At 59.0% G+C, this 25,423-nt stretch carries 21 protein-coding genes and 3 tRNA genes; 16 read left to right on the top strand and 8 right to left on the bottom strand.

Going from position 1 to position 25,423, the window contains the following annotated elements:
- The first annotated feature begins 18 nt into the window (after nucleotides 1–18).
- Complete coding sequence (locus Q7F16_RS22195; RefSeq protein ID WP_409556761.1) at nucleotides 19–528, top strand: DUF1993 domain-containing protein; 510 nt, start codon at nucleotides 19–21, stop codon at nucleotides 526–528.
- 80 nt (nucleotides 529–608) lie between these two features.
- On the opposite strand, the gene sstT is transcribed toward Q7F16_RS22195, so the two are convergent.
- Nucleotides 609–1,841, bottom strand: coding sequence for a serine/threonine transporter SstT (gene sstT / locus Q7F16_RS22190; RefSeq protein WP_041476045.1), 1,233 nt, complete (start codon nucleotides 1,839–1,841; stop codon nucleotides 609–611).
- A 437-nt stretch (nucleotides 1,842–2,278) separates the two neighbouring features.
- On the opposite strand from sstT, the gene Q7F16_RS22185 reads away from it, so the two are divergent.
- Complete coding sequence (locus Q7F16_RS22185) at nucleotides 2,279–3,430, top strand: MFS transporter (protein ID WP_409556762.1); 1,152 nt, start codon at nucleotides 2,279–2,281, stop codon at nucleotides 3,428–3,430.
- Here the strand turns inward: Q7F16_RS22185 and nhaR are convergent.
- On the bottom strand, nucleotides 3,427–4,323 hold the full coding sequence (gene nhaR / locus Q7F16_RS22180) for a transcriptional activator NhaR (protein ID WP_014339312.1): 897 nt from the start codon (nucleotides 4,321–4,323) through the stop codon (nucleotides 3,427–3,429). The two genes, Q7F16_RS22185 and nhaR, sit on opposite strands and share 4 nt — an antisense overlap.
- Nucleotides 4,324–4,462: 139 nt before the next feature.
- Between nhaR and Q7F16_RS22175 the strand changes: the two genes are divergently transcribed.
- Both Q7F16_RS22175 and Q7F16_RS22170 read left to right on the top strand, forming a co-directional pair.
- Complete coding sequence (locus Q7F16_RS22175) at nucleotides 4,463–4,714, top strand: hypothetical protein (protein ID WP_046064750.1); 252 nt, start codon at nucleotides 4,463–4,465, stop codon at nucleotides 4,712–4,714.
- 26 nt (nucleotides 4,715–4,740) lie between these two features.
- The gene (locus Q7F16_RS22170) at nucleotides 4,741–5,490 is read left to right on the top strand and encodes a TerC family protein (RefSeq protein WP_014339310.1); all 750 of its coding nucleotides are present in this window, start codon (nucleotides 4,741–4,743) and stop codon (nucleotides 5,488–5,490) included.
- 84 nt (nucleotides 5,491–5,574) lie between these two features.
- Here Q7F16_RS22170 and Q7F16_RS22165 read toward each other — a convergent pair whose 3' ends face one another.
- Nucleotides 5,575–5,739 (bottom strand): hypothetical protein, encoded by a 165-nt coding sequence (locus Q7F16_RS22165; RefSeq protein ID WP_172898919.1) that lies wholly within the window; start codon nucleotides 5,737–5,739, stop codon nucleotides 5,575–5,577.
- A gap of 223 nt (nucleotides 5,740–5,962) precedes the next feature.
- On the opposite strand from Q7F16_RS22165, the gene Q7F16_RS22160 reads away from it, so the two are divergent.
- Together Q7F16_RS22160 and Q7F16_RS22155 are read left to right on the top strand one after the other, a co-directional pair.
- Nucleotides 5,963–6,640, top strand: a complete 678-nt coding sequence (locus tag Q7F16_RS22160) for a lipoprotein (RefSeq protein ID WP_046064751.1) — start codon at nucleotides 5,963–5,965, stop codon at nucleotides 6,638–6,640.
- 100 nt (nucleotides 6,641–6,740) lie between these two features.
- Complete coding sequence (locus tag Q7F16_RS22155; RefSeq protein WP_014339307.1) at nucleotides 6,741–6,935, top strand: DUF6021 family protein; 195 nt, start codon at nucleotides 6,741–6,743, stop codon at nucleotides 6,933–6,935.
- 957 nt (nucleotides 6,936–7,892) lie between these two features.
- Here the strand turns inward: Q7F16_RS22155 and pbpG are convergent.
- Together pbpG and folD are read right to left on the bottom strand one after the other, a co-directional pair.
- Complete coding sequence (gene pbpG, locus Q7F16_RS22150; protein WP_046064752.1) at nucleotides 7,893–8,831, bottom strand: D-alanyl-D-alanine endopeptidase; 939 nt, start codon at nucleotides 8,829–8,831, stop codon at nucleotides 7,893–7,895.
- A 345-nt stretch (nucleotides 8,832–9,176) separates the two neighbouring features.
- On the bottom strand, nucleotides 9,177–10,031 hold the full coding sequence (folD, locus tag Q7F16_RS22145) for a bifunctional methylenetetrahydrofolate dehydrogenase/methenyltetrahydrofolate cyclohydrolase FolD (RefSeq protein WP_014339305.1): 855 nt from the start codon (nucleotides 10,029–10,031) through the stop codon (nucleotides 9,177–9,179).
- Nucleotides 10,032–10,312: 281 nt separating this feature from the next.
- Here folD and Q7F16_RS22140 point away from each other — a divergent pair.
- From Q7F16_RS22140 to Q7F16_RS22095, 10 genes are all read left to right on the top strand, one after another.
- Nucleotides 10,313–10,389 (top strand) — tRNA-Arg (locus tag Q7F16_RS22140).
- A 41-nt stretch (nucleotides 10,390–10,430) separates the two neighbouring features.
- Nucleotides 10,431–10,506: transfer RNA gene (locus Q7F16_RS22135), tRNA-His, on the top strand.
- A 58-nt stretch (nucleotides 10,507–10,564) separates the two neighbouring features.
- Nucleotides 10,565–10,649: transfer RNA gene (locus Q7F16_RS22130), tRNA-Leu, on the top strand.
- Between the two features lie 420 nt (nucleotides 10,650–11,069).
- Entirely contained in the window at nucleotides 11,070–12,380 is a 1,311-nt protein-coding gene (gene tig, locus Q7F16_RS22125; protein ID WP_003199860.1) for a trigger factor, read from the top strand.
- Nucleotides 12,381–12,473: 93 nt separating this feature from the next.
- Nucleotides 12,474–13,109: an ATP-dependent Clp endopeptidase proteolytic subunit ClpP gene (gene clpP / locus Q7F16_RS22120; RefSeq protein WP_409556763.1), complete on the top strand. Its 636-nt coding sequence runs from the start codon at nucleotides 12,474–12,476 to the stop codon at nucleotides 13,107–13,109.
- A gap of 112 nt (nucleotides 13,110–13,221) precedes the next feature.
- Nucleotides 13,222–14,505, top strand: coding sequence for an ATP-dependent Clp protease ATP-binding subunit ClpX (gene clpX / locus Q7F16_RS22115; protein WP_003183176.1), 1,284 nt, complete (start codon nucleotides 13,222–13,224; stop codon nucleotides 14,503–14,505).
- Nucleotides 14,506–14,666: 161 nt separating this feature from the next.
- The gene (lon, locus tag Q7F16_RS22110) at nucleotides 14,667–17,063 is read left to right on the top strand and encodes an endopeptidase La (RefSeq protein ID WP_014339302.1); all 2,397 of its coding nucleotides are present in this window, start codon (nucleotides 14,667–14,669) and stop codon (nucleotides 17,061–17,063) included.
- A gap of 148 nt (nucleotides 17,064–17,211) precedes the next feature.
- Nucleotides 17,212–17,484 (top strand): HU family DNA-binding protein, encoded by a 273-nt coding sequence (locus Q7F16_RS22105; protein ID WP_002552737.1) that lies wholly within the window; start codon nucleotides 17,212–17,214, stop codon nucleotides 17,482–17,484.
- 224 nt (nucleotides 17,485–17,708) lie between these two features.
- Nucleotides 17,709–19,580 (top strand): SurA N-terminal domain-containing protein, encoded by a 1,872-nt coding sequence (locus Q7F16_RS22100; RefSeq protein ID WP_046064753.1) that lies wholly within the window; start codon nucleotides 17,709–17,711, stop codon nucleotides 19,578–19,580.
- Nucleotides 19,581–20,642: 1,062 nt separating this feature from the next.
- Nucleotides 20,643–21,518, top strand: a complete 876-nt coding sequence (locus tag Q7F16_RS22095; protein WP_079304473.1) for a DUF2242 domain-containing protein — start codon at nucleotides 20,643–20,645, stop codon at nucleotides 21,516–21,518.
- A 304-nt stretch (nucleotides 21,519–21,822) separates the two neighbouring features.
- Here the strand turns inward: Q7F16_RS22095 and Q7F16_RS22090 are convergent, their stop codons facing one another.
- The 3 genes from Q7F16_RS22090 to Q7F16_RS22080 form a co-directional block, all read right to left on the bottom strand.
- Nucleotides 21,823–22,860 (bottom strand): AraC family transcriptional regulator, encoded by a 1,038-nt coding sequence (locus Q7F16_RS22090; RefSeq protein WP_041476043.1) that lies wholly within the window; start codon nucleotides 22,858–22,860, stop codon nucleotides 21,823–21,825.
- Between the two features lie 2 nt (nucleotides 22,861–22,862).
- The gene (locus Q7F16_RS22085; RefSeq protein ID WP_409556764.1) at nucleotides 22,863–23,993 is read right to left on the bottom strand and encodes a carbon-nitrogen hydrolase family protein; all 1,131 of its coding nucleotides are present in this window, start codon (nucleotides 23,991–23,993) and stop codon (nucleotides 22,863–22,865) included.
- Nucleotides 23,994–24,164: 171 nt separating this feature from the next.
- Entirely contained in the window at nucleotides 24,165–25,382 is a 1,218-nt protein-coding gene (locus Q7F16_RS22080; RefSeq protein ID WP_024619705.1) for a DUF3422 domain-containing protein, read from the bottom strand.
- Nucleotides 25,383–25,423: the final 41 nt, after the last annotated feature.

Raw genomic sequence — 25,423 nt, 5'->3', positions numbered from 1 at the left:
CACCTGCATGAGATCGCCATGACTATTTCCCTGTACGCCGCTTCCGTCCCGGTTTTCAAGCAGATGCTCAACGCGTTGAGCGACGTTCTGAACAAGGCAGAAGCTCACGCCACCGCGAAGAACATCGACCCTAACGCCTTCCTGCAAGCCCGTCTGTACCCGGACATGTTCCCGCTGGTGCGCCAGGTGCAGATCGCGGTGGACTTCGCCAAAGGTGTGTCCGCCCGCCTGGCCGAGATCGAAGTGCCGAAGTATGAGGACAGCGAGACCACCTTCGCCGAGCTGCAAGCCTTGATCGCCAAGGTCCTGGCCTTTATCGACGGCATCAACCCTGAGCAGATCGATGGCAAGGAAGGCATCGAAATCGTCACCCGTCCGGGTACGCCGAAGGAAAAGCGCTTCAGCGGCCAGAACTACCTGCTGACATACGGCCTGCCGCAGTTCTTCTTCCACGTCACCACCACCTACGCCTTGCTGCGCCACAATGGCGTGGAAGTGGGCAAGCGCGACTACATGGGCGCGTTCTAACCCCGCCGGCATGAAAAAGCCCGGGACGGTGTGGGCCGTTCCCGGGCTTTTTTGTGGTGACCGAACAGCCACCGCAACTGTTACGCCGTACGCGCGAGCTTCTCTTCCTCACCCAGGCACGCCGCCGCTGTGAACAGCACATCCGTTGACGAGTTCAGCGCCGTCTCCGCCGAGTCCTGCAGGACACCGATGATGAAGCCCACCGCAACCACTTGCATGGCGATTTCGCTGGGAATGCCAAACAGGCTGCACGCCAGGGGAATCAGCAACAGCGAACCGCCGGCCACTCCAGATGCGCCGCAGGCGCAAATGGCCGCGACAACGCTCAGCAGCACCGCCGTTGGTATATCCACCGCGATACCCAGGGTATGCACGGCCGCCAGTGTCAGTACGGTGATGGTAATGGCAGCGCCCGCCATGTTGATGGTCGCGCCCAGTGGGATCGACACCGAATAGGTGTCTTCGTGCAGGCCCAGGCGTTTGCTCAGTTCCAGGTTCACCGGAATATTCGCCGCCGAGCTACGTGTGAAAAACGCCGTGATGCCGCTCTCGCGCAGGCAGGTGAACACCAGCGGGTAGGGGTTGCGACGCAGCTTCCAGAACACGATGAGCGGGTTGACCACCAACGCCACGAACAGCATGCAGCCGATCAGTACGGTGAGCAGGTGCAGGTAGCCGAGCAGGGCGCCGAAACCGGAGGTTGCCAGGGTCGAGGCCACCAGGCCGAAGATCCCCAGTGGGGCGAAGCGGATCACCAGGCGCACGATCACGGTCACGCCGTTGGACAGATCTTCGAGCACGGTGCGGGTGGTCTGGCCAGCATGGCGAATGGCGATGCCCATGCCGATGGCCCAGGCCAGGATGCCGATGAAGTTACCGTCCATCAGCGCCCGGACCGGGTTGTCCACCACGCTCAGTAACAGGCCCTGTAGCACCTCGCCGATGCCGCCGGGTGCAGTAACGGCGACATCATGTGTCGTCAGCACCAAGCTGGAGGGAAACAGCGTACTGGCAACCACCGCGACCACCGCTGCGGCGAAAGTGCCCAGCAGGTAGAGGAACAGAATCGGCCGGATATGGGTTTCCTGGCCATGCTTGTGGTTGGCAATCGACGCCATGACCAGCACGAACACCAGGATCGGCGCCACGGCCTTGAGCGCGGACACGAAGACCTTACCGATGAATGCGGTGGACTTCGCCACATCGGGCGCCAGCCATGCCAGGACAATACCAGCGATCAGGCCGATGATGATTTGCGTCACCAGGCTGGTGCGTTTGAGGCGTTGCATAGGGGTAACGGACGAAGCTGTCATAGCGGCATCTCTGATTTTATTGTGTGCGACGGTCGACGAGTCAGGGCAACAAGCGGGCAGGCCACATGAGCGGACCGTGAGAAAGTACGGCGTTTGCAGGCCGCGGACTTTAGCACAGCCGGTAAAAAAACTGACGGACCTGTGACAGTCCGTCACCCTTATCTGGGCCATGGTGTGCGTTTGTATGACGCGCGCATTCTGTTAGGCTTTGTCGTTCTCACTTTCTTTCCGCCAGCGGGCCTTTAGTGGCCTGTATGGTCAGTTCTGTTAGTCAAGTTCGGCGCCAGAAGCCCATATCCTGCGTTGCTGCTCCTCGCCATAGCGGGCTATGACTCGTCGCAGCGCCTTGGCTATGGACTCCTGTCATCCGAACTTGAACTAACGAACTGACTACACAGGCCACTCGCGCTGGTGTCGTCGTTTTGTTGGAGTTCTACATGTTGTTACCCATTTTCCTGTTGTCGGCCGCCGGTTTTACCGTGCTGACCACGGAATTCGTCATCGTTGGCCTGTTGCCCTCTATCGCCCGCGACCTGCACGTCAGCATCCCCCAGGCCGGGCTGCTGGTGACGTTGTTCGCGTTTACGGTGGCGGCGTTCGGGCCATTCCTGACGGCCTGGTTCGCCCGCTTCGAGCGGCGCAAGTTGTTTATCAGCGTGCTGGTGATGTTCGGCCTGGCCAACATGCTCGCCACGGTCGCGCCCAATATCTGGGTGATGGCCATTGCCCGATTGATACCGGCCCTGGGCCTGCCGGTGTTCTGGGCGCTGGCCAGTGAAACGGCGGTGGACATTGTCGGGCCACAGTTGGCCGGGCGAGCCATTGCCCGGATCGGCTTCGGTATTGTCTGTGCCACGGTGTTTGGCATTCCCGTGGGTACGTTGATTTCCGATGCGTTTGGCTGGCGCAGCGCGTTCGCGATCCTGGCGGTCATTGCTTTTGCCAAGGCGTTGCTGCTGTTTATCTACTTGCCGAAAACCAACCTGCACCAGCATCAGGTGAGCTTTCGTTCGCAATTCAAGATCCTGCGCAGCCCGTTGATGCAAGGGCACGTGTTGTTGTCGATCCTGGTGTTCAGCGGCATGTTCACTGCCTACACCTATCTGGCGGATATCCTTGAGCGCCTTGCCGGATTCGATGGCACCCTGGTGGGCTGGTGCCTGATGGGCTTTGGCGCCGTCGGACTGCTGGGCAACTCCCTGGGCGGCCGGGCGGTGGACCGGCATCCGTTGATCGCATCGATGGTTTTCTGCCTGTTCCTGATCGGCGGCATGGTGGCGTTGGTGCCGAGCATTCATTCGCCCCTCGCGCTCGCGGCGGCGATGGGCATCTGGGGGGTGACCCAGGCGGCCTTGTTCCTGGTCAGCCATGTGCGGCTGATGAAGGCGGCCCCGCAGGCCCCTGCCTTTGCCGCATCGTTGAACATCGCCGGGGCCAACCTGGGGATTGGCTTGGGGGCGATGGTCGGTGGCCGGGTCATCGATACCCTGGGCCTGGGCAGTGTCGGGTTCGCGGCGGCTGGGTTCATCTTCGTATCGATCCTGCTGGCGTTGCTCCTGATGACTTTCAAACCTCGCGTCACCTGCTAAGCGCTGAACAACTCGCGACGGGCGCCTTCGGCGATCGCGACGATGCCGGGGTGGCTGACCTTGCGCTCCACGGAAATAGCGTAGAAGGATTCGCTCACCGCATCGGTCTGGCCGATCACTTCTACGCCGTACTGGCGCTTGACCTCTTCGGCGATCACGCTCGGGCCGATGAAAATCCCGCTGCCTGATTGGCCGAAGGCCTGCATCAATGCGCTGTCGTCGAACTCGCCGACGATACGCGGCTGGATCTGCTGTTCGGCGAACCAGCGCTGCAAGCGGCTGCGCACCACGGTTTCCGGCCCGGGAATCAGCAACGGAGCGTCATGCAGGCCATGGGGGAAATCCTGCCCGTAGCGTTCGGCCAGCGCGGCAGTGGCGAAAAAGCTGATCCCGCATTCCCCCAGCTTCTGGCTGTAGCCCTTGATGTCCAGGTGAGTCGGCATCGGGCTGTCGGAAATCACCAGGTCCAGGCGCTGGATCGCCAGGTCCGCCAGCAGCCGTTCAAGCTTGTCCTCGCGACAGGTGATGCGCAGCGGCTCGTTCAACTCCATGGTCGGCGCCAGCAGCCGATAGACGATGGATTTGGGCACCACATCCGCCACCCCGACCCGAAACAGGGTTTGCTGCTCGTTGGGCTGGGCGCGCAGCATCAATTCCAGCTCACCGCCCAACTGGAACATGTGTTCGGCGTAGGGCAAGGTCTGGCGGCCGGCCTCGGTCAGTTCCAACTGCCGTCCGACGCGGCGAAACAGCTTGAGGTTATAGGTCTGCTCGAACAGGGAGATCTGCCCGCTGATGGTCTGTGGGGTCAGGTTCAACTGCTCGCAGGCGCGCACGATGCTGCCGGTTTTGGCCACCACCCAGAAGTAATGCAGTTGTCGGTAGTTGAGCATGGGTTCACCGATATTCGTAAAAACCGAAGTATAACCGCTGAAAATACGAATTTTCCTGAACTATTCGCCTCTCTAGAATGCCTGGCCATTGGCGGGCCACTTTCGCGCACCTTCTATTCTCTCAAGAGGCATTTATTCCATGACATACAAATCCCTGGGGCTTGTAGCCCTGTTGGTGATGTCCGCAACGACGCTGGCGGGCTGTGAACAGGCTGAAAAAAGTGCCCAGCAACTGATGGGGCAGGCTGCAGAAACCGCCAAGCAGGCCATCGACGACACCCACAAGGCCGCCGAGCAGGCGATCAGCGAAGCCACCGGCGGCTTGATCAGCCCGAAGAAAGAGCCAGCGGACGAAGCCGACGAAACCCAAACCCCTACTAAAACCATCTAACGCGTCACATCAGTCAGGACTGACCCATGGATTATCTTTTACAGCTCGCCGCCAGCCCCACCGCGTGGATCGCCCTGGCGACTCTGGTCGTGATGGAAATCGTGCTTGGCATCGATAACCTGATCTTCATTTCGATTCTGACCAACAAGCTGCCCCAACAGCATCGTGCCAAGGCGCGGCGGATCGGTATCGGCATGGCGCTGATCCTGCGCCTGGGCTTGTTGAGCACCATTGCCTTCATTGTGCAGTTGACCGAACCGGTCATCGAAATCCTGGGTCAGGCGTTCTCCTGGAAAGACATGATCCTGATTGCCGGTGGCCTGTTCCTGCTGTGGAAGGCGACTACTGAAATCCACCACAGCATGGACCCAGCACCGGATGACCCCAAGTCGGCCACGTCCGGCGTGACCCTGGGCTTTGCCGCGGCAATCGGTCAGATCCTGATGTTGGACCTGGTGTTCTCCATCGACAGCATCATCACGGCCGTGGGCATGACCGAGCACTTGCCGATCATGATCATCGCAGTTGTCGTATCGGTGTTGGTGATGCTGTTGGCGGCCGAACCGCTGGCCAAGTTCATCAATGACAACCCGACAGTGGTGATGCTGGCCCTGGGCTTCCTGATCATGATCGGCATGACGCTGATCGCCGAGGGTTTCGGTGCCCATGTGCCCAAGGGCTATATCTACGCGGCCATGGCGTTCTCGGCGGCGATCGAAGTGTTGAACATGTTGTCCCGTCGGGCCAAGGAAAGGGCATTGGCTGACAACGCCTGATGCCAGGCAGACAGAAGCCACCCGGGTCCAGGCCCGGGTGGCTTTTTTTTTGGATTTGAGAGCTATGGGTTTGAACGCGAGAGGTCAGTGTGCGGCGGCGTGGCGTCGGCTGGGTTTGGCGGCTTTTTCCGATGGCGCTGGTGGCGCGTGATGATGGCGTCGAGTGATCCGAAGCACGCCCCACAGCATGGCCATGGCTACGCTCAGCCAGCCGAATATCAGCATCAGAATTGTCGTGGTCAGGCTCATCTGTGCCTCCTTTTATCCCCGGTCCGGGATAACTCATCTAATACATGGACAGTCTAGTCGCTCAAGTGTTGCAGGTAGTCGATCCGTGGCGGTTGGGCACGGATCGCTTCGTTCTATCGCGCTCGTAAAACTGTTGTTATGGCTATACCCAGGGCTGTGCGCACCTTATGATCGTCGACCCAAGCCTGGCCCGGATGCCGGGTACCTGAACAAGAGAGTCATCATGTCGCCGGCCATTTCATCTTTTCGATCACTGGTACTGGCGGTGTCCTGCCTCGTCGCCCTGGTGGGGTGTGCGGGCAGTGTGTCGCCGCAGATCCAGCGCCTGCCCGAGCGGGTGGAGCTCAACAGCGTGCCGTTCTTTCGCGGCGAAATGTACCAGGGAGCCCCGCAGTCCCTGGCCGCGCTGCTGACGTTGCAAGGCACGGTGATCACCCCGGGGTTGCTGGAGAAACCGCTGCACCTGCCGGGTGGCGAAGCCGGTTTGCAGCAGAATATGCCAACCCTGGCGCGCGAATACGGGTTGCTGGTGTATCCCCTCGACGCCAAGCTGCCCGCGCTGTTGGAGCAGGTCGCGGCAGGCTATCCGGTGTTGGTGCGCTATACCGACGGTTCGGCGTTCTGGGCCGAGCCTCGGTATGCGATTCTCGCCGGCTACAACCGTCAGAAGCAGACGGTATTGCTGCGTGCAGGCATGAACCGACGGCAGTTGATGAGCTTCAGTGCGTTCGAGTCGGCCTTCAACGGCGCGGGCGGCTGGGCGGTGCTGGTCCAGCGACCCACGCAGCTTCCGGCCAATGTCGACTCGCAGCGGTGGCTCAAAGCGGCGGGCGAATTGGCTGGGGCGGGGCAGGAGCAAGCCGCGGCGCGGGCCACCAAGACCCTGGAAGCGGCGCATTGATCGTTCACCCCGTTCGTCACTTGCCGGGCACAACCCGGCAGGCCTGAGGCTCTTATCGTCAGGGTTGGGCATTTTCCGACCGTGATTGGAGGAGGCACGCATGGCACAGTCAAAAACACCTACGGGGCCACATTCGTCAGAGCACTCCAGTGGTGATGACCTGGGGTTTGATCCGGATTCGCCGGACCTTGAGGATCCCCAGGTCGATCCGGTAGGGCCGGCCAAGGCGCCTCTGGACAAGAAGGAGGAGCGCAAGCCCAAGCCTTATGATCCGCTGGGTGACCTGAAGGTCTAGGCATTGTTTGTTCCGAGAGGCTTGGTTTGGTGTGTATATCCGTTATTTAGGTAACGGCTACTTATGGTTCCGCTCTTACAGCGGGTCACTTTTGAAAAGCGCAAAAGTAACCAAAACGCTCTTGCCCCACCACTCGGCACCTCGCCTAGGCTCGGTGTGCCCTCACTCCGGCATTGCTCCGTGGGCCGCCGCGAAGGGCCATCCATGGCCCAGCGCGGCTAACCCGGCATCCATGCCGGGTTGCCCACTGCGCAATGCCTGCGTTCGGCCAGCGTGGTTTAACGGGGCGTCCAGATCAAAGTCCAGATCAAGGGCAAGAGCAAGCACATGCCGGCATCTATGTGGCTGAGCCACCGCTATCGCGAGCAAGCTCGCTCCCACATTGGATCTTCAGCGAACACAAAACCCATACACACCGCAAAACCTGTGGGAGCGAGCTTGCTCGCGATGACGTCGGCACATCCAATATCACCGCAAACTGACACTCCGCCTTCGCGAGCAAGCCCGCTCCCACAGGAAAAACGCGGTCCCACCAAGAACCAGGTCGGCTATAAGGCCGCCTCGCTGTGGACGTTGATCTCGGGCGCCCCGTTAACCACGCTGGCTGAACGAAGGTATTGCGCAGTGGGCAACCCGGCATGGATGCCGGGTTAGTCGCGCTGGGCCATGGATGGCCCTTCGCGGCGGGCCCACGGAGCAATGCCTTCGTTCAGGCATGCCGAGCCTAGGCGAGGCACCGAGTGGTGGGGCAAAAGCGTTTTGCTTACTTTTGCGCTTTTCAAAAGTGAGCCGCTGTAAAAGCGGAACCATAAGCGGCCGTTACCGAAGAAACGGATATACACACCAAAACAAGTACCGCAAAAAACCAAAAAAACGGCGCTTCCCATTTCTGAAAGAAGCGCCGCTTTTTCTAAGTGAACAGCATTACGACGAGTCAGGCCTTTTAGGGTTCGCGGATTATTTGGAGGCTTCCACCACACCACTCTGGCGGCTCTTGAGATTCTTGGCAGCCTTGTATTGCAGGGCCACCGCCGGCACTGCGGCGCTTTTTCCGGTTTCCACCCAGCTACGAATCCGGCTGGCATCGGCGAAGTGCGTGTATTTGCCGAACGCATCGAGGATCACCAGTGCCATCGGGCGATTGCCCATCTTCGTCACCAGCACCAGGCAGTGGCCAGCCTGGTTAGTGAAACCGGTCTTGGTCAACTGGATATCCCAGTTGGCCTTGTGGACCAGGTGATCAGTGTTGCGAAAGCCCAGGCTGTACACCGGCTTGCGGAAGGTAACGGTCTTTTCCTTGGTGGTGCTCAGTTCGCTCAGCATTGGATACTTGCGAGCAGCGATCAGCAGCTTGGTCAGGTCCCTGGCGGTCGAGACATTGTGGATCGACAGGCCCGTTGGCTCGACGTAATGGGTGCTGGTCATGCCCAGCGCCTTCGCCTTGGCGTTCATGGCGGCAATGAACGCCGCGTAGCCGCCTGGATAGTGGTGGGCGAGACTGGCGGCGGCACGGTTTTCCGAAGACATCAGGGCGATCAGCAGCACATCTCGGCGCGACAGTTCGCTGTTGAGCTTGACCCGGGAAAACACGCCTTTCATCTCTGGGGTGTTGGCGATGGTGATGGAAATGTATTCATCCAGGTTCTGTTTGGCATCCAGCACGATCAGGCCGGTCATCAACTTGGTTACCGACGCGATGGGCACCACCACGTCCGGGTTGCTCGAATAAACGACTTTATCCGTCTGCAGGTCCAGCAACATCGCGCTGCCCGAGGCGACTTGCAGCTTGGTCGTGTCCCGAGGGGCCGCGATGGTTTCCTGTGCAACGACATTTTGCGTGATAAAGCTGCCTGTGAAAGCGATGAATAGGCTGATGATGGAAAGACGGATTTTCACGCGAGTAGACTCGATAGAGTTGAAGGTGCCGTTGAGCAACGACTTTTAAAAAAAACGTCGCATTTTAGGAGTATGGGCGACAGCAGCGCTATATGCCTGTACCGCCAGGGGGTGTGAGTAAATAAAGTTTAATGAAGGGAGGGGGGCGAATCCGAAAAATTCGTAATGTGCGCTAGCCACCTAAGCAATCGGTGCCTGGCGGCCAATGTCTGGTCGCCAGAAACACCTGTGGGAGCGAGCTTGCTCGCGATGGCGGTGTATCAGCCAACTTGGATGTTGGCCGGTCCACCGCTATCGCGAGCAAGCTCGCTCCCACAGGGTTTATGGCTGGATTGAAGCGGTGTGTCAGCTATGCAGCGTCTCAGCCGCGTACAAGGTGTTTTCCAGCAAGCAGGCGCGGGTCATCGGGCCTACGCCGCCGGGTACCGGCGTGATCCAGCCAGCGCGGGGCAGGGCGGTCTCGTAGACCACGTCGCCCACCAGCTTGCCATCTTCCTGGCGGTTGATGCCCACGTCGATGACGATGGCACCTTCCTTGATCCACTCGCCCCGTACCAGGCCGGGTTTGCCGGCGGCCACCACCACCAGGTCGGCACGGCCGACGTGGCCGGCCAGGTCCTTGGTGAAGCGATGGGTCACGGTCACGGTGCAGCCGGCCAGCAGCAGCTCCATGGCCATTGGACGGCCAACGATGTTGGAGGCACCCACCACTACGGCGTCGAGGCCATACAGGTCCACGCCAGTGCTTTCCAGCAGGGTCATGATGCCTTTAGGGGTGCAGGGACGAAGCAGCGGGATACGTTGGGCCAGGCGACCGACGTTATAAGGATGGAAGCCATCGACGTCTTTGTCCGGGCGGATACGCTCCAACAGCTTGGAGGCGTCGAGGTGTTCAGGCAGCGGCAGCTGGAGCAGAACGCCGTCGATGTTCGGGTCATCGTTCAGGCGATCGATCAGATCGGCCAACGCTTGCTGGGTGGTTTCGGAAGGCAGGTCGTAGGCCTGGGAAAGGAAGCCGACCTCTTCACAGTCTTTACGCTTGTGCGAGACATAAACCTGAGAGGCAGGATCGCTGCCGACCAGGATCACCGCAAGGCCGGGCGTGCGCAGGCCTTGCTCGCGGCGCTCGGTGACTCGTTGGGCGATCTGCTGGCGCAGGCTGGCGGCGATCGATTTGCCGTCGATAAGTTGTGCAGTCATTGCGCGTGGTTAACCATCGAGAGGGGAAAAAAAGAGAACGCATTCTCGCATGCCGGGGCGTGAGGGCAAAGGCGCTTGGTCTGCAAATTCCCCTAACCCCTTTAATTAAATGAATTTTTTTTAAAAAAGAGTTGACGACCTATCAGGCCGTCTATAACATTCGTCGCACTTGTCGGGCACAGCCTAGCACTGGTTAAGAAGGTGGAGCAGAGTTGGTTGTTTCAACTCGGCAAAACTGAAAGCACTTAGTTTGTAATCGTCCAAGAATACAGATTAAAAAGGCGCCCGTAGCTCAGCTGGATAGAGCATCCGCCTTCTAAGCGGATGGTCGCAGGTTCGAGTCCTGCCGGGTGCGCCAATTAGGCAGCTTTGGCACAAGTAAGGCAACAAGGCAATATGGTGGGCGTAGCTCAGTTGGTAGAGCACGGGATTGTGACTCCCGTTGTCGTGGGTTCGATCCCCATCGTCCACCCCATATTCTAGAAAGGCGCCAGATCTAACAATCTGGCGCCTTTGCTTTAAAAGCTTGATACGCGGATGTGGTGGAATTGGTAGACACACTGGATTTAGGTTCCAGCGCCGCAAGGTGTGAGAGTTCGAGTCTCTCCGTCCGCACCATACAAGTCGCTATTTAAATAGCAGAAAACGGCGCAGTACCTGAAAAGGGCTGCGCCGTTTTTGTTTTCGGTGGTTCTGTGTTTGGCATCGGCACTGTTTTTTGGTCCGCGCTGCGCTCGGGTCCTCGCGAATGTGTTTCGTGATGATGCGCGGCATGTCCGTCGGTCTCCTTGTGGGCCTGGGCGCTGCGCGACCGGGCCAGCCGCTTCTATATATAGAAGCGTTGGCGCAGAGCCCTGGGCTGAATCGACTGTATTTGCAATCCGGGTGGGGCATGACCGTTTGTCCCGTCCTAAATCCGGCGCCTGTTTCCAGCGCGTTTTCAGTAGGGTGACTTCTTGAGTTTGACCTACTAGAATGCATGCCCTTGATTCTGGGGTCGGAAACGCCCGGCCAACGTCTGTGCAACGAGGAATATCCATGCAAGTTTCTGTTGAAAATACTTCTGCTCTTGAGCGCCGCATGAGCATCACCGTGCCGGCTGAGCGCATCGAGACTCAGGTCAACAAGCGTCTGCAGCAGACTGCCCAAAAGGCCAAAATCCCAGGTTTCCGCCCAGGCAAAGTGCCAATGAGCGTGATCCGTCAGCGTTACGAGGCTGATGCGCGTCAGGAAGCCGTGGGCGACGTGATCCAGTCTTCGTTCTACGAAGCGGTCGTCGAGCAGAAGCTGAACCCGGCCGGCGCTCCGTCCGTCGAGCCTAAAGTGCTGGAAAAAGGCAAGGACCTGGAATTCGTCGCCACGTTCGAAGTGTTCCCTGAGTTCACGGTTGCCGGTTTCGAATCCATCGCCGTCGAGCGCCTGAGCGCTGACGTGTCGGATGCCGACCTGGACAAGATGTTGGACATCCTGCGTAAGCAGAACACCCGTTTCGAAGTGACTGAGCGTGCTGCCCAGAACGAAGACCAACTGAACATCGATTTCGTCGGCAAGGTCGATGGTGAAGTGTTCGCGGGCGGTTCCGCCAAGGCTACCCAGTTGGTGCTGGGCTCCGGTCGCATGATCCCTGGCTTCGAAGACGGCCTGGTTGGCGCCAAGGCCGGTGAAGAGCGCGTTCTGAACGTGACCTTCCCTGAGGATTACCAGAACCTGGACCTGGCTGGCAAAGCCGCCGAGTTCACCGTGACCGTCAACACCGTTTCCGAGCCGAAACTGCCTGAGCTGAACGAAGAGTTCTTCGCCCAGTTCGGCATCAAGGAAACCGGTCTGGAAGGTTTCCGCACCGAAGTTCGCAAGAACATGGAGCGTGAACTGCGCCAGGCCATCAAGTCCAAGGTCAAGAACCAGGTCATGGACGGTCTGCTGGCTTCCAACCCGATCGAAGTGCCAAAGGCCCTGCTGGACAACGAAGTGAACCGTCTGCGCGTGCAGGCTGTTCAGCAGTTCGGTGGCAACATCAAGCCGGACCAGCTGCCTGCCGAATTGTTCGAAGAACAAGCCAAGCGCCGTGTCGTACTGGGCCTGATCGTCGCCGAAGTGGTCAAGCAGTTCGAGCTCAAGCCTGACGAAGCCCGCGTTCGCGAGCTGATCCAGGAAATGGCCTCGGCCTATCAAGAGCCTGAGCAAGTCGTGTCCTGGTACTACAAGAACGACCAGCAACTGAACGAAGTCCGTTCGGTTGTGCTGGAAGAACAAGTTGTGGATACTGTTCTGCAGAAAGCTAGCGTGACCGATAAAGCGGTCTCTTACGAAGAAGCGGTCAAGCCGGTGGAAGCTCCACAAGCCGATTGATGGTTCTGCGGTAAGAAATACACACCCATAAGCCAGCCTTCGTGCTGGCTTATGCGTATTCAAGACATAACTATTTGGGAGTGACTGCGAGACATGTCCCGCAATTCTTTTTATCAGCATAGCTCTGACATCCAGGCCGCTGGCGGCCTGGTCCCGATGGTTATCGAGCAGTCCGCCCGCGGCGAACGTGCCTATGACATCTACTCGCGTCTGCTCAAGGAACGCGTCATCTTTCTGGTGGGCCCGGTAGAGGACTACATGGCCAACCTGATCTGTGCGCAACTGTTGTTCCTTGAAGCCGAAAACCCGGACAAGGATATCCATCTCTATATCAACTCCCCTGGCGGTTCGGTGACGGCGGGCATGTCGATCTACGACACCATGCAGTTCATCAAGCCTAACGTTTCGACGACCTGTATCGGTCAGGCGTGCAGCATGGGTGCGTTTTTGCTGACTGCTGGTGCCCATGGCAAGCGTTACTGCCTGCCGAACTCGCGCGTGATGATTCACCAGCCACTGGGCGGTTTCCAGGGCCAGGCATCGGATATCGAAATCCATGCCAAGGAAATCCTCTTCATCCGCGAGCGCCTCAACACCTTGATGGCCAAGCACAGCGGGCGCACGCTTGAAGAAATCGAGCGCGATACCAACCGCGACAACTTCATGAGCGCTGAAGTCGCACGTGAATATGGCCTGATCGATGAAGTGATCAGCCAACGCCCCGCTTAAAATAAGCAGCTCAAAATGAGGTTGATCGGCAGGTCCGATCACCTGCGGGCTTGAAAAAGCCCGCAATTGCCTTCATCTTGTGTTGCAAGCCTATCGGATTTGGATCGATCGAATGACTGACACCCGCAACGGCGAGGACAACGGCAAACTGCTTTATTGCTCCTTCTGTGGCAAAAGCCAGCATGAAGTGCGCAAATTGATTGCCGGCCCCTCGGTCTTCATTTGCGACGAGTGCGTCGACCTGTGCAATGACATCATCCGCGAGGAGGTGCAGGAAGCCCAGGCCGAGAGCAGCGCGCATAAATTGCCTTCGCCTAAAGAAATCAGCGGCATCCTTGATCAGTATGTGATTGGTCAGGAACGTGCGAAAAAGGTACTGGCGGTAGCGGTGTACAACCACTACAAGCGCCTGAACCAACGTGACAAGAAGAATGACGACGTCGAACTCGGCAAGAGCAACATCCTGCTGATCGGCCCGACAGGCTCGGGTAAGACCCTGCTTGCCGAAACCCTGGCCCGCTTGCTGAACGTTCCGTTCACCATCGCCGACGCAACCACCCTCACCGAGGCGGGTTATGTAGGTGAAGACGTCGAGAACATCATTCAGAAGTTGTTGCAGAAGTGCGACTACGATGTGGAAAAGGCCCAGATGGGCATTGTCTACATCGACGAAATCGACAAGATTTCCCGCAAGTCCGACAACCCGTCCATCACCCGGGATGTTTCCGGTGAGGGCGTGCAGCAGGCCTTGCTCAAGTTGATCGAAGGTACGGTCGCTTCCGTTCCACCCCAAGGTGGTCGCAAGCATCCGCAGCAGGAATTCCTGCAAGTCGACACCCGTAACATCCTGTTTATCTGCGGTGGTGCGTTCTCCGGCCTGGAAAAGGTTATTCAAAACCGTTCCACCCGCGGTGGCATCGGTTTCAACGCCGAAGTGCGCAGCAAGGAAGAAGGCAAGAAAGTCGGTGAATCCCTGCGTGAAGTCGAGCCTGACGATTTGGTCAAGTTCGGTCTGATCCCGGAATTCGTCGGTCGTCTGCCGGTCCTGGCAACGCTGGACGAGTTGGATGAAGCAGCGTTGATGCAGATTCTGACCGAGCCGAAAAACGCCCTGACCAAGCAGTATGCCAAGCTGTTCGAAATGGAAGGTGTAGACCTGGAGTTCCGTTCCGACGCGCTGAAATCGGTCGCCAAACGTGCCCTGGAGCGTAAGACCGGTGCCCGTGGATTGCGCTCGATTCTTGAAGGCGTATTGCTCGACACGATGTATGAAATCCCCTCGCAATCCGAGGTGAGTAAAGTTGTGATCGATGAAAGCGTTATAGAAGGCAAGTCCAAGCCACTGTATATCTATGAAAACAGTGAGCCGGCTGCCAAGGCCGCACCGGACGCTTAAGCGTCCCGCTGCCGGAATAAAGAAGGGGCCTTCGGGCCCCTTTGCTTTTAGCGCGTTTTAGACGTGTCTTAGCGCTTGTTTTTTTTCAAGGCTGCCCCCATCTTGGTTTCAAGCTTACTTCCATCTGTTTCCGGCCCTAGGGCCGCCGTAGAGGCGAAATCATGAAGACAACCATCGAATTGCCTCTCCTGCCATTGCGCGATGTCGTGGTGTATCCGCACATGGTTATCCCGCTGTTCGTGGGGCGCGAGAAGTCCATCGAAGCCCTTGAGGCTGCGATGACGGGTGACAAGCAGATTCTGCTGCTGGCCCAGAGAAATCCAGCCGACGATGATCCCGGTGAAGACGCACTGTATCGCGTAGGGACGATTGCAACGGTTCTGCAATTGCTCAAGTTGCCCGACGGCACCGTCAAGGTCCTGGTCGAAGGCGAGCAGCGCGGTACTGTCGAGCGTTTCAGCGAAGTGGACGGCCATTGCCGGGCCGAGGTGTCGCTGATCGAAGAAGTCGATGCGCCCGAGCGTGAGTCGGAAGTGTTTGTCCGCAGTCTGCTGTCGCAGTTCGAACAATACGTGCAACTGGGCAAGAAGGTGCCTGCAGAGGTCCTGTCGTCGCTTAACAGCATCGACGAGCCGGGGCGGCTGGTTGATACGATGGCGGCCCACATGGCCCTCAAGATCGAGCAGAAGCAGGAAATTCTCGAGATTATTGATCTGTCGGCCCGTGTCGAACATGTGCTGGCATTGCTCGACGGCGAAATCGATCTGTTGCAGGTCGAGAAACGCATTCGCGGTCGCGTCAAGAAGCAAATGGAGCGCAGCCAGCGCGAGTACTACCTGAATGAGCAGATGAAGGCCATTCAGAAAGAGCTGGGCGATGGCGACGAAGGCCACAACGAAATCGAAGAGCTGAAAAAGCGCATTGATGCCGCCGGCTTGCCCAAGGATGCACTGGCCAAGGCCCAGGCCGAGCTGAACAAGCTCAAGCAAATGTCGCCGATGTCTGCCGAGGCCACCGTGGTGCGCTCCTACATCGACTGGCTGGTCCAGGTGCCGTGGAAAGCCCAGAGCAAGGTGCGCCTGGACTTGGCGCGCGCCGAGGACATCCTCGACGCCGACCATTACGGCCTGGAAGAGGTCAAGGAACGCATCCTTGAATACCTCGCAGTGCAGAAGCGCGTGAAAAAGATTCGTGGCCCGGTCCTGTGCCTGGTCGGTCCTCCAGGGGTCGGTAAAACCTCCCTTGCGGAGTCGATTGCCCACGCCACCAACCGCAAATTCGTACGCATGGCCCTTGGCGGCGTGCGCGACGAGGCGGAAATTCGTGGTCATCGTCGTACCTACATCGGTTCGATGCCGGGAAGATTGATTCAAAAGATGACCAAGGTCGGCGTACGCAATCCGCTGTTCCTTTTGGACGAAATCGACAAGATGGGTAGCGACATGCGCGGCGATCCCGCCTCTGCGTTGCTAGAAGTCCTCGATCCTGAGCAGAATCACAACTTCAACGATCACTATCTGGAGGTCGATTACGACCTTTCGGACGTGATGTTCCTCTGTACCTCCAACTCCATGAACATCCCGCCAGCATTGCTGGACCGGATGGAGGTGATTCGTCTGCCGGGCTACACCGAGGACGAGAAGATCAACATCGCCGTGAAATACCTTTCGCCCAAGCAGATCCAGGCCAACGGCCTGAAAAAAGGCGAGCTGGAATTCGACGAGGAAGCGATTCGCGACATCATCCGCTACTACACCCGCGAAGCCGGTGTGCGTGGCCTGGAGCGGCAGATTGCCAAGGTCTGCCGCAAGGCGGTCAAGGAACATGCGCTGGAAAAACGCTTCGCGGTCAAGGTCACTGCGGACCTGCTGGAGCACTTCCTGGGCGTGCGCAAGTTCCGTTATGGCCTCGCCGAGCAACAGGACCAGATCGGCCAGGTGACTGGCCTGGCCTGGACCCAGGTCGGTGGTGAGCTGCTGACCATCGAAGCAGCCGTGGTACCGGGCAAGGGTCAATTGATCAAGACCGGCTCCCTGGGTGATGTGATGGTCGAGTCGATCACCGCGGCGCTGACGGTTGTTCGCAGCCGCGCCCGCAGCCTGGGCATTCCCCTGGACTTCCATGAGAAGCGCGACACGCATATCCACATGCCCGAAGGGGCCACACCCAAGGACGGCCCGAGCGCTGGCGTAGGCATGTGCACAGCCCTGGTCTCGGCATTGACCGGTATTCCGGTGCGCGCCGATGTCGCCATGACAGGTGAAATCACGCTGCGCGGTCAGGTCCTGGCGATTGGCGGCCTGAAGGAAAAACTGCTGGCGGCACACCGTGGCGGGATCAAGATCGTGATCATTCCCGAAGAGAATGTCCGCGACCTGAAGGAAATTCCTGACAACATCAAGCAAGATCTTCAGATCAAACCCGTTAAATGGATTGACGAGGTCCTGCAAATTGCGCTGCAATACGCGCCGGAGCCCTTGCCGGATGTGGCTCCGGAGATTGTCGCGAAGGAAGAAAAGCGAGAGTCTGACTCTAAGGAAAGAATTAGCACGCATTAATACGCATTTGCCTGGGGGGCTTCCTTGACAGTTTTTTAGAGCCCTTGTTATAAAGCGGCTCTTAAGTGTCTGCAGGCCATTCAGCACTCGTTTTTGCTTTCACCAAAAAAACTTAGAATCATCTCAAATAGATATAAGGGGACTTAGAGTGAACAAGTCGGAACTGATTGATGCTATCGCTGCATCCGCTGATATCCCGAAAGCTGCTGCTGGCCGTGCGCTGGACGCTGTAATCGAATCCGTCACTGGCGCTCTGAAGGCTGGTGACTCCGTTGTTCTGGTTGGTTTCGGTACCTTCTCCGTGACCGATCGTCCTGCTCGTATCGGTCGCAACCCGCAGACCGGTAAGACGCTGGAAATCGCTGCTGCCAAAAAGCCAGGCTTCAAAGCTGGTAAAGCACTGAAAGAAGCCGTTAACTAAGGTTTCGTTGAGTTTATCCGGGTCGGGGTCATGCCTGGCTTGGCAGCGGAGCGGTAATACGGCCGGTTGCAACCGGTCTGGCACGCCAGGGCTTGCAGGTTCGAGCCCGGTCCGCTCCGCCAGTTACGAGAAGGCGCATCCTCGGATGCGCCTTTCTTCTATCCGGATTCTACCCACGCTCCACGGTTGCCTAAATTTGAAGTTCAACCGTTTCTGGGGGACGCATGCTGCAGAATATCAGGGACAATTCACAAGGCTGGATTGCCAAGACCATCATCGGGGTCATCGTCGCATTGATGGCGTTGACCGGTTTCGATGCCATTTTTCAAGCCACCACCAATAGCAACGACGCGGCCAAAGTCAACGGCGAAAACATCAGCCAGAACGAGCTTAGCCAAGCAGTCGACATGCAGCGCCGTCAGCTTATGCAACAGCTGGGCAAGGATTTCGACGCCTCCCTGCTGGACGAAAAAATGCTGCGCGATTCAGCGCTCAAGGGCCTGATCGACCGCAAGCTGCTGCTGCAAGGCGCACACGATGCGAAATTCGCTTTCTCCGAAGCGGCGCTCGATCAAGTGATCCTGCAAACGCCTGAGTTCCAGGTCGATGGCAAATTCAGCGCCGAGCGTTTCGATCAGGTGATCCGCCAGCTGGGTTACAGCCGTATGCAGTTCCGCCAGATGCTGGCTCAGGAAATGCTGATTGGTCAGTTGCGCGCCGGCCTGGCAGGCAGCGGTTTTGTCACCGATGCCCAAGTGCTGGCATTTGCCCGCCTGGAAAAACAGACTCGTGATTTCGCCACCTTGAACATCAAGGCCGACCCGGCCTCCGTCAAGCTGACCGATGACGAGGTCAAGGCCTACTATGACCAGCACGCCAAGGAGTTCATGACGCCTGACCAGGTGGTCATCGATTACCTTGAGCTGAAGAAAGCTTCTTTCTTCGATCAGGTCAGCGTCAAGGACGAAGACCTGCAAGCGGCCTACCAGAAAGAAATCGCCAACCTGTCCGAACAGCGTCGGGCTGCGCACATCCTGATCGAAGTGAACGACAAGGTGACCGAAGCCCAGGCCAAGGCGAAGATCGAAGAAATCCAGGCTCGCTTGGCCAAAGGCGAGTCGTTTGAAGCCTTGGCGAAGGAGTTCTCTCAGGATCCGGGTTCGGCGAACAACGGCGGCGATCTGGGCTATGCCGGTCCAGGCGTCTACGATCCGGAGTTCGAAAAGGCCTTGTACGCCTTGAACAAGGACCAGGTCTCGGCACCGGTACGCACCGATTTCGGTCTGCACCTGATCAAGCTGCTGGGTGTCGAAGCGCCTGAAGTGCCTACGTTTGCCAGCCTGAAGGACAAACTGGTCCGCGAGCTGAAGACCCAGCAGGTGGAGCAGCGTTTCGTTGAGGCGACCAAGCAACTGGAGGATGCCTCGTTCGAAGCGTCCGACCTGGCGCAACCTGCCCAGGACTTGAAGCTGACTGTCCACACCTCGGCCCCGTTCGGTCGCGAAGGCGGCGAAGGGATTGCGGCCAATCGTGCCGTGATCACCGCTGCGTTCAGCCCGGAAGTGCTGGAGGAGGGTGCCAACAGCACCGCCATCGAGCTGGACCCGGAAACCGTCGTGGTGCTGCGTGCCAAGGAACACCGCAAGCCTGAGCAATTGCCGCTGGAAAAAGTGGCGGGGCCGATTCGTGCTCAACTGGCCAAGGAACACGCCAGCGCAGCGGCCAAGACCCGCGCCGACGAGTTGATCGCCAGCCTGGGTGACGGCAAGACTGCACTGGACAAGCCGGTCGACGGCCAAGGCTGGAAATCCACCCAGGCGGCCACCCGCAACCAGGAAGGCATCGACCCGGCGGTGCTGCAAGCAGTGTTCCGCATGCCTAAGCCTGAGTCCAAGGACAAGCCGACGTTCACCAGCGTGACCTTGCCTGACGGCAGCCTGATGGTCGTGCGTCTGAATGGCGTGAACGAAGCGGCGGCACCGACTGACGAAGAGAAGGCGGAGTATCGCCGCTACCTGGCGTCCCGTGTTGGTCAGCAGGACTTCGCGGCGTATCGCAAGCAGTTGGAGAGTCAGGCGGATATCAAGCGTTTCTAATGGCTTGATGTTTGGGTAAACCTGGCTGTAATGCTGTTCACTTAGAGAAAACGGCGCTTCTTCAGAAATGGGAAGCGCCGTTTTTTTTGGGCTTGGGTTTGGGTGTATATCCATTTCTTCGGTAACGGCTACTTATGGTTCCGCTCTTACAGCGGCTCACTTTTGAGAAGCCCGGGAGCCGGCCCAGTCAAAAGTAAGCAAAACGCTTTATGCCCCACCACTCGGTGCCTCGCCTAGGCTCGGCATCCATGCCGGGTTGCCCACTGCGCAATACCTTCGTTCAGCCAGCGTGGTTAACGGGGCGCCGAGATCAACGTCCGCCGCGAGGCGGCCTAACAGCCGACCTGGCTCTCCCGGTCGTACACCCATTAGATCTGTGGGAGCAAAGCTTGCTCGCGAATGCGGTGGTTCAGTTGTAATGATGTTGGATGTGCCGACTTCATCGCGAGCAAGCTCGCTCCCACAGGAGGAACGCGATCACCCAGAATCAGGCCGGCTGTCAGGCCGCCTCGCTTCGGCTTTTGATCTGGGGCGCCCCGTTAAACCACGCTGGCCGAACGCAGGTATGGCGCAGTGGGCACCTCGGCATGGATGCCGAGGTAGCCGCGCTGGGCCATGGATGGCCCTTCGCGGCGGCCCACGGAGCAATGCCTTCGTTCGGGCACACCGAGCCTAGGCGAGGTGCCGAGTGGTGGGGCAAGAGCGTTTTGCTTACTTTTGACTGGGCCGGCTCCCGGGCTTCTCAAAAGTGAGCCGCTGTAAGAGCGGAACCGCCAGTGGCCATCACCGCAACAACGGATATACACACCTAACCACGCCTCCAGAAACGGAATAAAAAAATCTTCATTAACCGCTCAAGTGAACAGCATTAACCCGAACCGTCAGGTTTTTGTATCTGCTTGTTGCATGGAAAGCGGGTATTCGTCGATCTACCGGATCAGCGTCTTTTTCCTGCAAACAACCCCCAGTAAACTTGTAACCCCCTTGAAACAAGATTAGCCACGCTGCCAGGTCGCGTTCTGTTGCACAATACGCCCCGGACCGTTTTTCTCAGGATGTTCAATGTTCAAATCATTTCACATGCGCACCGTCGGGCTTGCATTGGTGCTGGCCGCCGCAGCCGGTTGCTCGTCGAAGAAAACCGCCATTTACGAGCACGAGAATTTCGATGACTCCGGCACGTTTTCGCGCACTTATCCAGTGAGTGACGCGGCGACCTGCGAGGCCGGGCGTCGGGCGCTGCTCAGCCAGGGCTACATCATCACCAGCAGCGATCCGAAGCTGGTCAGCGGTCACAAGAGTTTCCAGCAGACCGGCGAGACCCATATGGAGATCAGCTTCAACCTGGTCTGTGCCGAAGACGGCGGTACCGGCCACCGTGCGACCATGTTCGCCAATGCCTTGCAGGACCGTTATGCCCTGAAGAAAACCAACAACTCCGCCAGCCTGGGCGTGGGGGTGCTGGGTTCGGTGTCGATGCCGATCGGCTCCTCGGATGATTCGATGGTCAAGGTCGCCAGCGAAACCGTGTCGGCGGCCAAGTTCTATGAGCGTTTCTTTGCCTTGGTCGAGCTGTTCCTGCCTCCCGAAGCGAAGAAAGCTGCCGAGAAGGCTGAGAATACCGACAAGCCGAAAGCTGAGCTGGGTATCCCGGAAACCAAGGCTGAATCGGCTGCGCTGATGCCGGCTCCAGTTCCAGCACCAGAGCCAGAGCCTGTTGCGCCTGCTCCCGCAGCAGCCACGCCGGTAGAGGAGGTCGCGCCGACCCCCGTCGAAACCGCTCCCACGGTGTCAGAGCCCGTCGCACCGCCGAGCGAGCCCGCGCCAATTGCGCCCGAGTCGTTCGAGTCTGCGCCGACGACGGAAACCGTTACACCTCCACCGTCCAGCTCGTTACCTGCCCCGACCGAGCCGATTCAGCCGCTTCCGGCATCCTGAGGTCCAGTGGCAGGGAGTTACGCCCTGTCACACTTCACACGGTAATTTTCCGACCCTGTGCTACGTTTAATTCATGAAGCCTTTGCTTCATGTTTTGTTCATAAAGCAGCTTTATGCTGATGCCAGCGCCATCAGGCATTGGTTTCAATGACAGGGGAAGGACACGTAATGGATGATTATCAGGAAGAGCTGCTGGAATACCAGGCGTATGAACTGGACCCGCTGGAACCCGCCGAAGATGCGACGGAGTTGTGAAAACCGCTACGGGCTACAAGTGGTAAGCAGCAACCCAGGTTCTTGTAGCTCAAACCCCTCTGTGACTACGACGAAATTCCCCGGGCGTCTGGTTGTTCCAGCGCTTGAAGGCTCGTTGAAATGCCTCGGCTGAGGCGAATCCCAATAGATAGGCGATTTCGCCGAACGCCAGTTCGGTATCGCGTATATAGGTCATGGCCAGGTCGCGGCGGGTGTCGTTGAGGATGGCGCGAAACTGCGTACCTTCCTCGGCCAGCTTGCGACGCAGGGTCCAGGTTGGCAGCTTCAGGCGGGTCGCCACTTCTTCCAGGTCGGGTTCCCGACCGCCGTTGAGCAACGGCCCCAGCAGCTGAATGATGCGTTCACGCAGGCTGCGGGTGCGGGTTCGTTGTTCCAATTCCCGTTCACACAACTGAAGCAGATGGTGCCAGGTGCTGGGGCAATGCTGCGGGTTGCGCTGGGCGAGGCTGTCCAGGCCCAGGCGCAGTTGATTCTGTTCGGCGCCAAACTGGATCGGGCAGTCGCCGAGCGTGCGGTAGGCTTCCAGGTATGCCGGCTCCTCGAATTCGATTTCGATGCGTTCTGGCCGCAGCGCGATGCCGCTGACGCTGGACAGTTGGGCAAGCCAGCCGGCAATGATCGAATCCACGACGAAGCGGTTGTAGGCGTTATACGGGCTGATGGAATAGAACCGTAGCCAAGCGCCTCGGGCATCTTCATGGAAACTCGATTGGCCGCGATAGTTGGAGCCATACAGCGGTTCGAAGCGGATCATGCAGCGGGCGGCCTCGCGCACGGTCGGCGCCTGGGCGGCGGTAACGCCCGCCAGCCCGGCCTGGCTCAAGCGCCCGAGCTGACCCATGCGCAGGCCCAGGGCCGGGTCCTGAGTCTGTTGAATCGCAGCGTGGCCCAAGCGCATGTAGCGTGGGATCGACAGCCGTGCCCCGGGCTCGGCCAGGCGTGCGGCATCGAGACCGTACTGTTCAAGCAAAGGTTGGGGGTCTTGCCCATGGCTGGCGACAGCGTCAGCCAGGCTATGGACGAAGCCCACTGACAAGTCCCCCAGGCGCATCGGCTGCGGTTTCATGTTCACAACCACAGGTTCAGCAGGCGGGCGCCACGGTCTTCGCCATCGGGGAAGTGTTGGCCGTTGTGGCTGATGAAGCTCTGGCCGGCGCTGCCGCTGTCCCAGAACTGGCCACGCAGGAATACGCTGACGCCGCCCCGGGCCTGGCTGATGGGCAATTGGCCGGTCAGTGTCAGGCGATGCCAGGCTTGGCCCTCGCTCACTTCACCCGGTTTGAGACTCACTTCGTTTGGTGTGGACAGGCCTTTATAACCGCTCCAAGGTTTGTCCCACGTTTCGCGGCCGATAATGAAGGCGGGCACCGCGATCAGTTCTGCGCCCTGGTCGTTGAGTTGCCGGTAGTGGAGCGGGTACCAACTGTCGCTGCCAATCAGCACGCCCAGGCGTCCGGCGGGGGTGTCGATGACGAGGGGGGCGGCCGGGTGGTCGGCGCCAAGCACATCCTGCTGTTCAAACACGGGATGCCGTTGGCGTTGTGGCTGGCCGATCGGCCGGCCATCGCTGCCGAACACCAGGCTGCTGTTGTACAGCGCGCCGCGGCCGACTTTCAGTTCACCGTCGCTGACGCTGGGCTCGGGAAGTACGATGGAACCGGCCACCAGGGTGATGCCGAACTCCTTGGCCAGGCCACCGAACAGCGCTTGATAGTCATGGGCCATGTGTTCGGCTTTCATGCGCAGGTAGGCATCGCCCAGTCGGTTATCGCCTTGAGCGCTGACCAGCGCCTGGATAAACGCCAGTGGATTGCTGACCGCCAGCCAGTTCATGGCTTCCTTCAAGGTGGTGGCCTGGTACAACTCGTCTTTTTCGCCGCCGACCATCAACCAGGTGCCGATGTGCTCGGGCAGGACCACGACGGTCTTGGCATTGAGCAAGCCCTGGTCGCGAGCGGCCTGCAGATAGGCCGCCAGTTTGCGATGCAGGCGCTCGGGGCTCTGGTAGTCGGTGGGGAACAGTTCGGGCTGGATGCCCAGCAGATTGCCGCGGTCGGCCGGCGTGCCTTGATTCACCGCCAGGTGGATGCGCAGGTCCGACAGGTAATGACCCATCGGACGATCCGTCGTCCACAGTGCGTAGGTGACCAGGGCGGCAATCAAGGCCAGTGAAAACAGCAGGTACAGAAATTTGCGCATGGGGAACAGTCAGCGGCCGTGTGCAGGTTCGTGATTTTTCATCAAGAGTTACGGGGCAGGGTACGGTAAAACAAGGGATTAGCGAAGGGCGGACGCTGATTTGTCCTCACGGCAGGCACACGCAAAGGCGTCCATGGAACCCTTGGATCGCCTCTGCGCGGGCAAGGCGCGCTAGTGACTTTTGGCCTTCCTGATCCGGATCAGAATCAGCAGCATGATCAACAGCACCGGCGGCGTCATGCCCAGCAGCGCTTCGCGGGCCGAGAGGTTCGCGCCCAAGGTGTGCAGCCCGCTATAGACCAGTTTGAACAGGTTGATCAGGTAGTAGGTGATGGCAATGATCGACAGGCCTTCCACCGCGCGCTGAATTTTTATCTGTGCATCGGCTCGGGCATTGAGGCTGCGCAGGATCTCGGCGTTCTGGTCTTCCATTTCGACTTGCACGCGTGCTTGCAGCAAGTCACCCAGGTTGGCGACGCTCATGGCCAGTTGTTCGAGGCGCTGTTCGGTGGCTGCGCAATAACGCACCGTGGGTTTGAAACGCCGTTCGATGAACACGCCCAGCCGTTGGCAATCGCCCAGGTGACTTTCGCGCAACTCACCCAGGCGCTCGAACACCAGTTGTGCGTAGGCGCGGGTCGCGCTGAAACGGTGGCGATTCCTGACCGTGCTGCTGACCACCTGGCGAGACAGCAGGGCGATGTCCTCCAGCAGGGCCTTGGCATGCACGCCGCTGGCATTGGCGTTGCGCTCGGACAGGCTCACCAGGGTGCGATCGAATTCGTTCAGTTGCGGATCCAGTGCCTTGGCGGTATTGAGCGACAAGGACGCCATCATGCGATAGGTCTCGATTTCCAGCAGGCGCCGGATCATGCGGCCCTGGCGATAAGCGTTGAGCCGTCGATTGATGAACAGCAGGCGGTTGGTGCCGTCCTCGGTCAGGCGAAAATCGCTCCAGACCACCGCATCGCCACCGCCCACGCAAGAGCCGCACGGGTCCTTGAAACCGTAGCTGGGCAGGTCGAGACCGGCTTCGGCGCGCACCACCACCTGAACCGCATTGATCAGGTGCTGGGAATGACCTTCGATACCCTGGGCAAGGCAGTCGGGCAGTGTTGTCCAGTGCAGTTCATTGGTGCTGGCGGGAACGACCAGGGTCAGGGTGAAGAACTCGGCGTGGCGCTCCCACTTGAGCGGGTGTCCTTCAAGGCGGGTGATGCCTTGTGCGGCTTCTGCTGCGTGGGTTTCAGGGCACAGTCGCTCGAGCAGCGCGTTGCACTGGGCATTGTCGCCCAGAAACGCCAGGTGGAAGACGTGGGCCGGTTCGTCGAAATATAGCGACGGGCGGGCGTGCAACTCGTTGTGCAGCATTTTTCGTTGGGGATGCATGCAAGGGCGACCGTGTTATTAGGGTTATTTTGGGTTCGAGC

The sequence above is a fragment of the Pseudomonas sp. Lb2C2 genome (genome assembly GCF_052112205.1).
Taxonomy (GTDB): domain Bacteria; phylum Pseudomonadota; class Gammaproteobacteria; order Pseudomonadales; family Pseudomonadaceae; genus Aquipseudomonas; species Aquipseudomonas kilonensis.
Note: the sequence above shows the minus strand (reverse complement) of the source record. Positions and strands in the feature narration are given on the sequence as shown.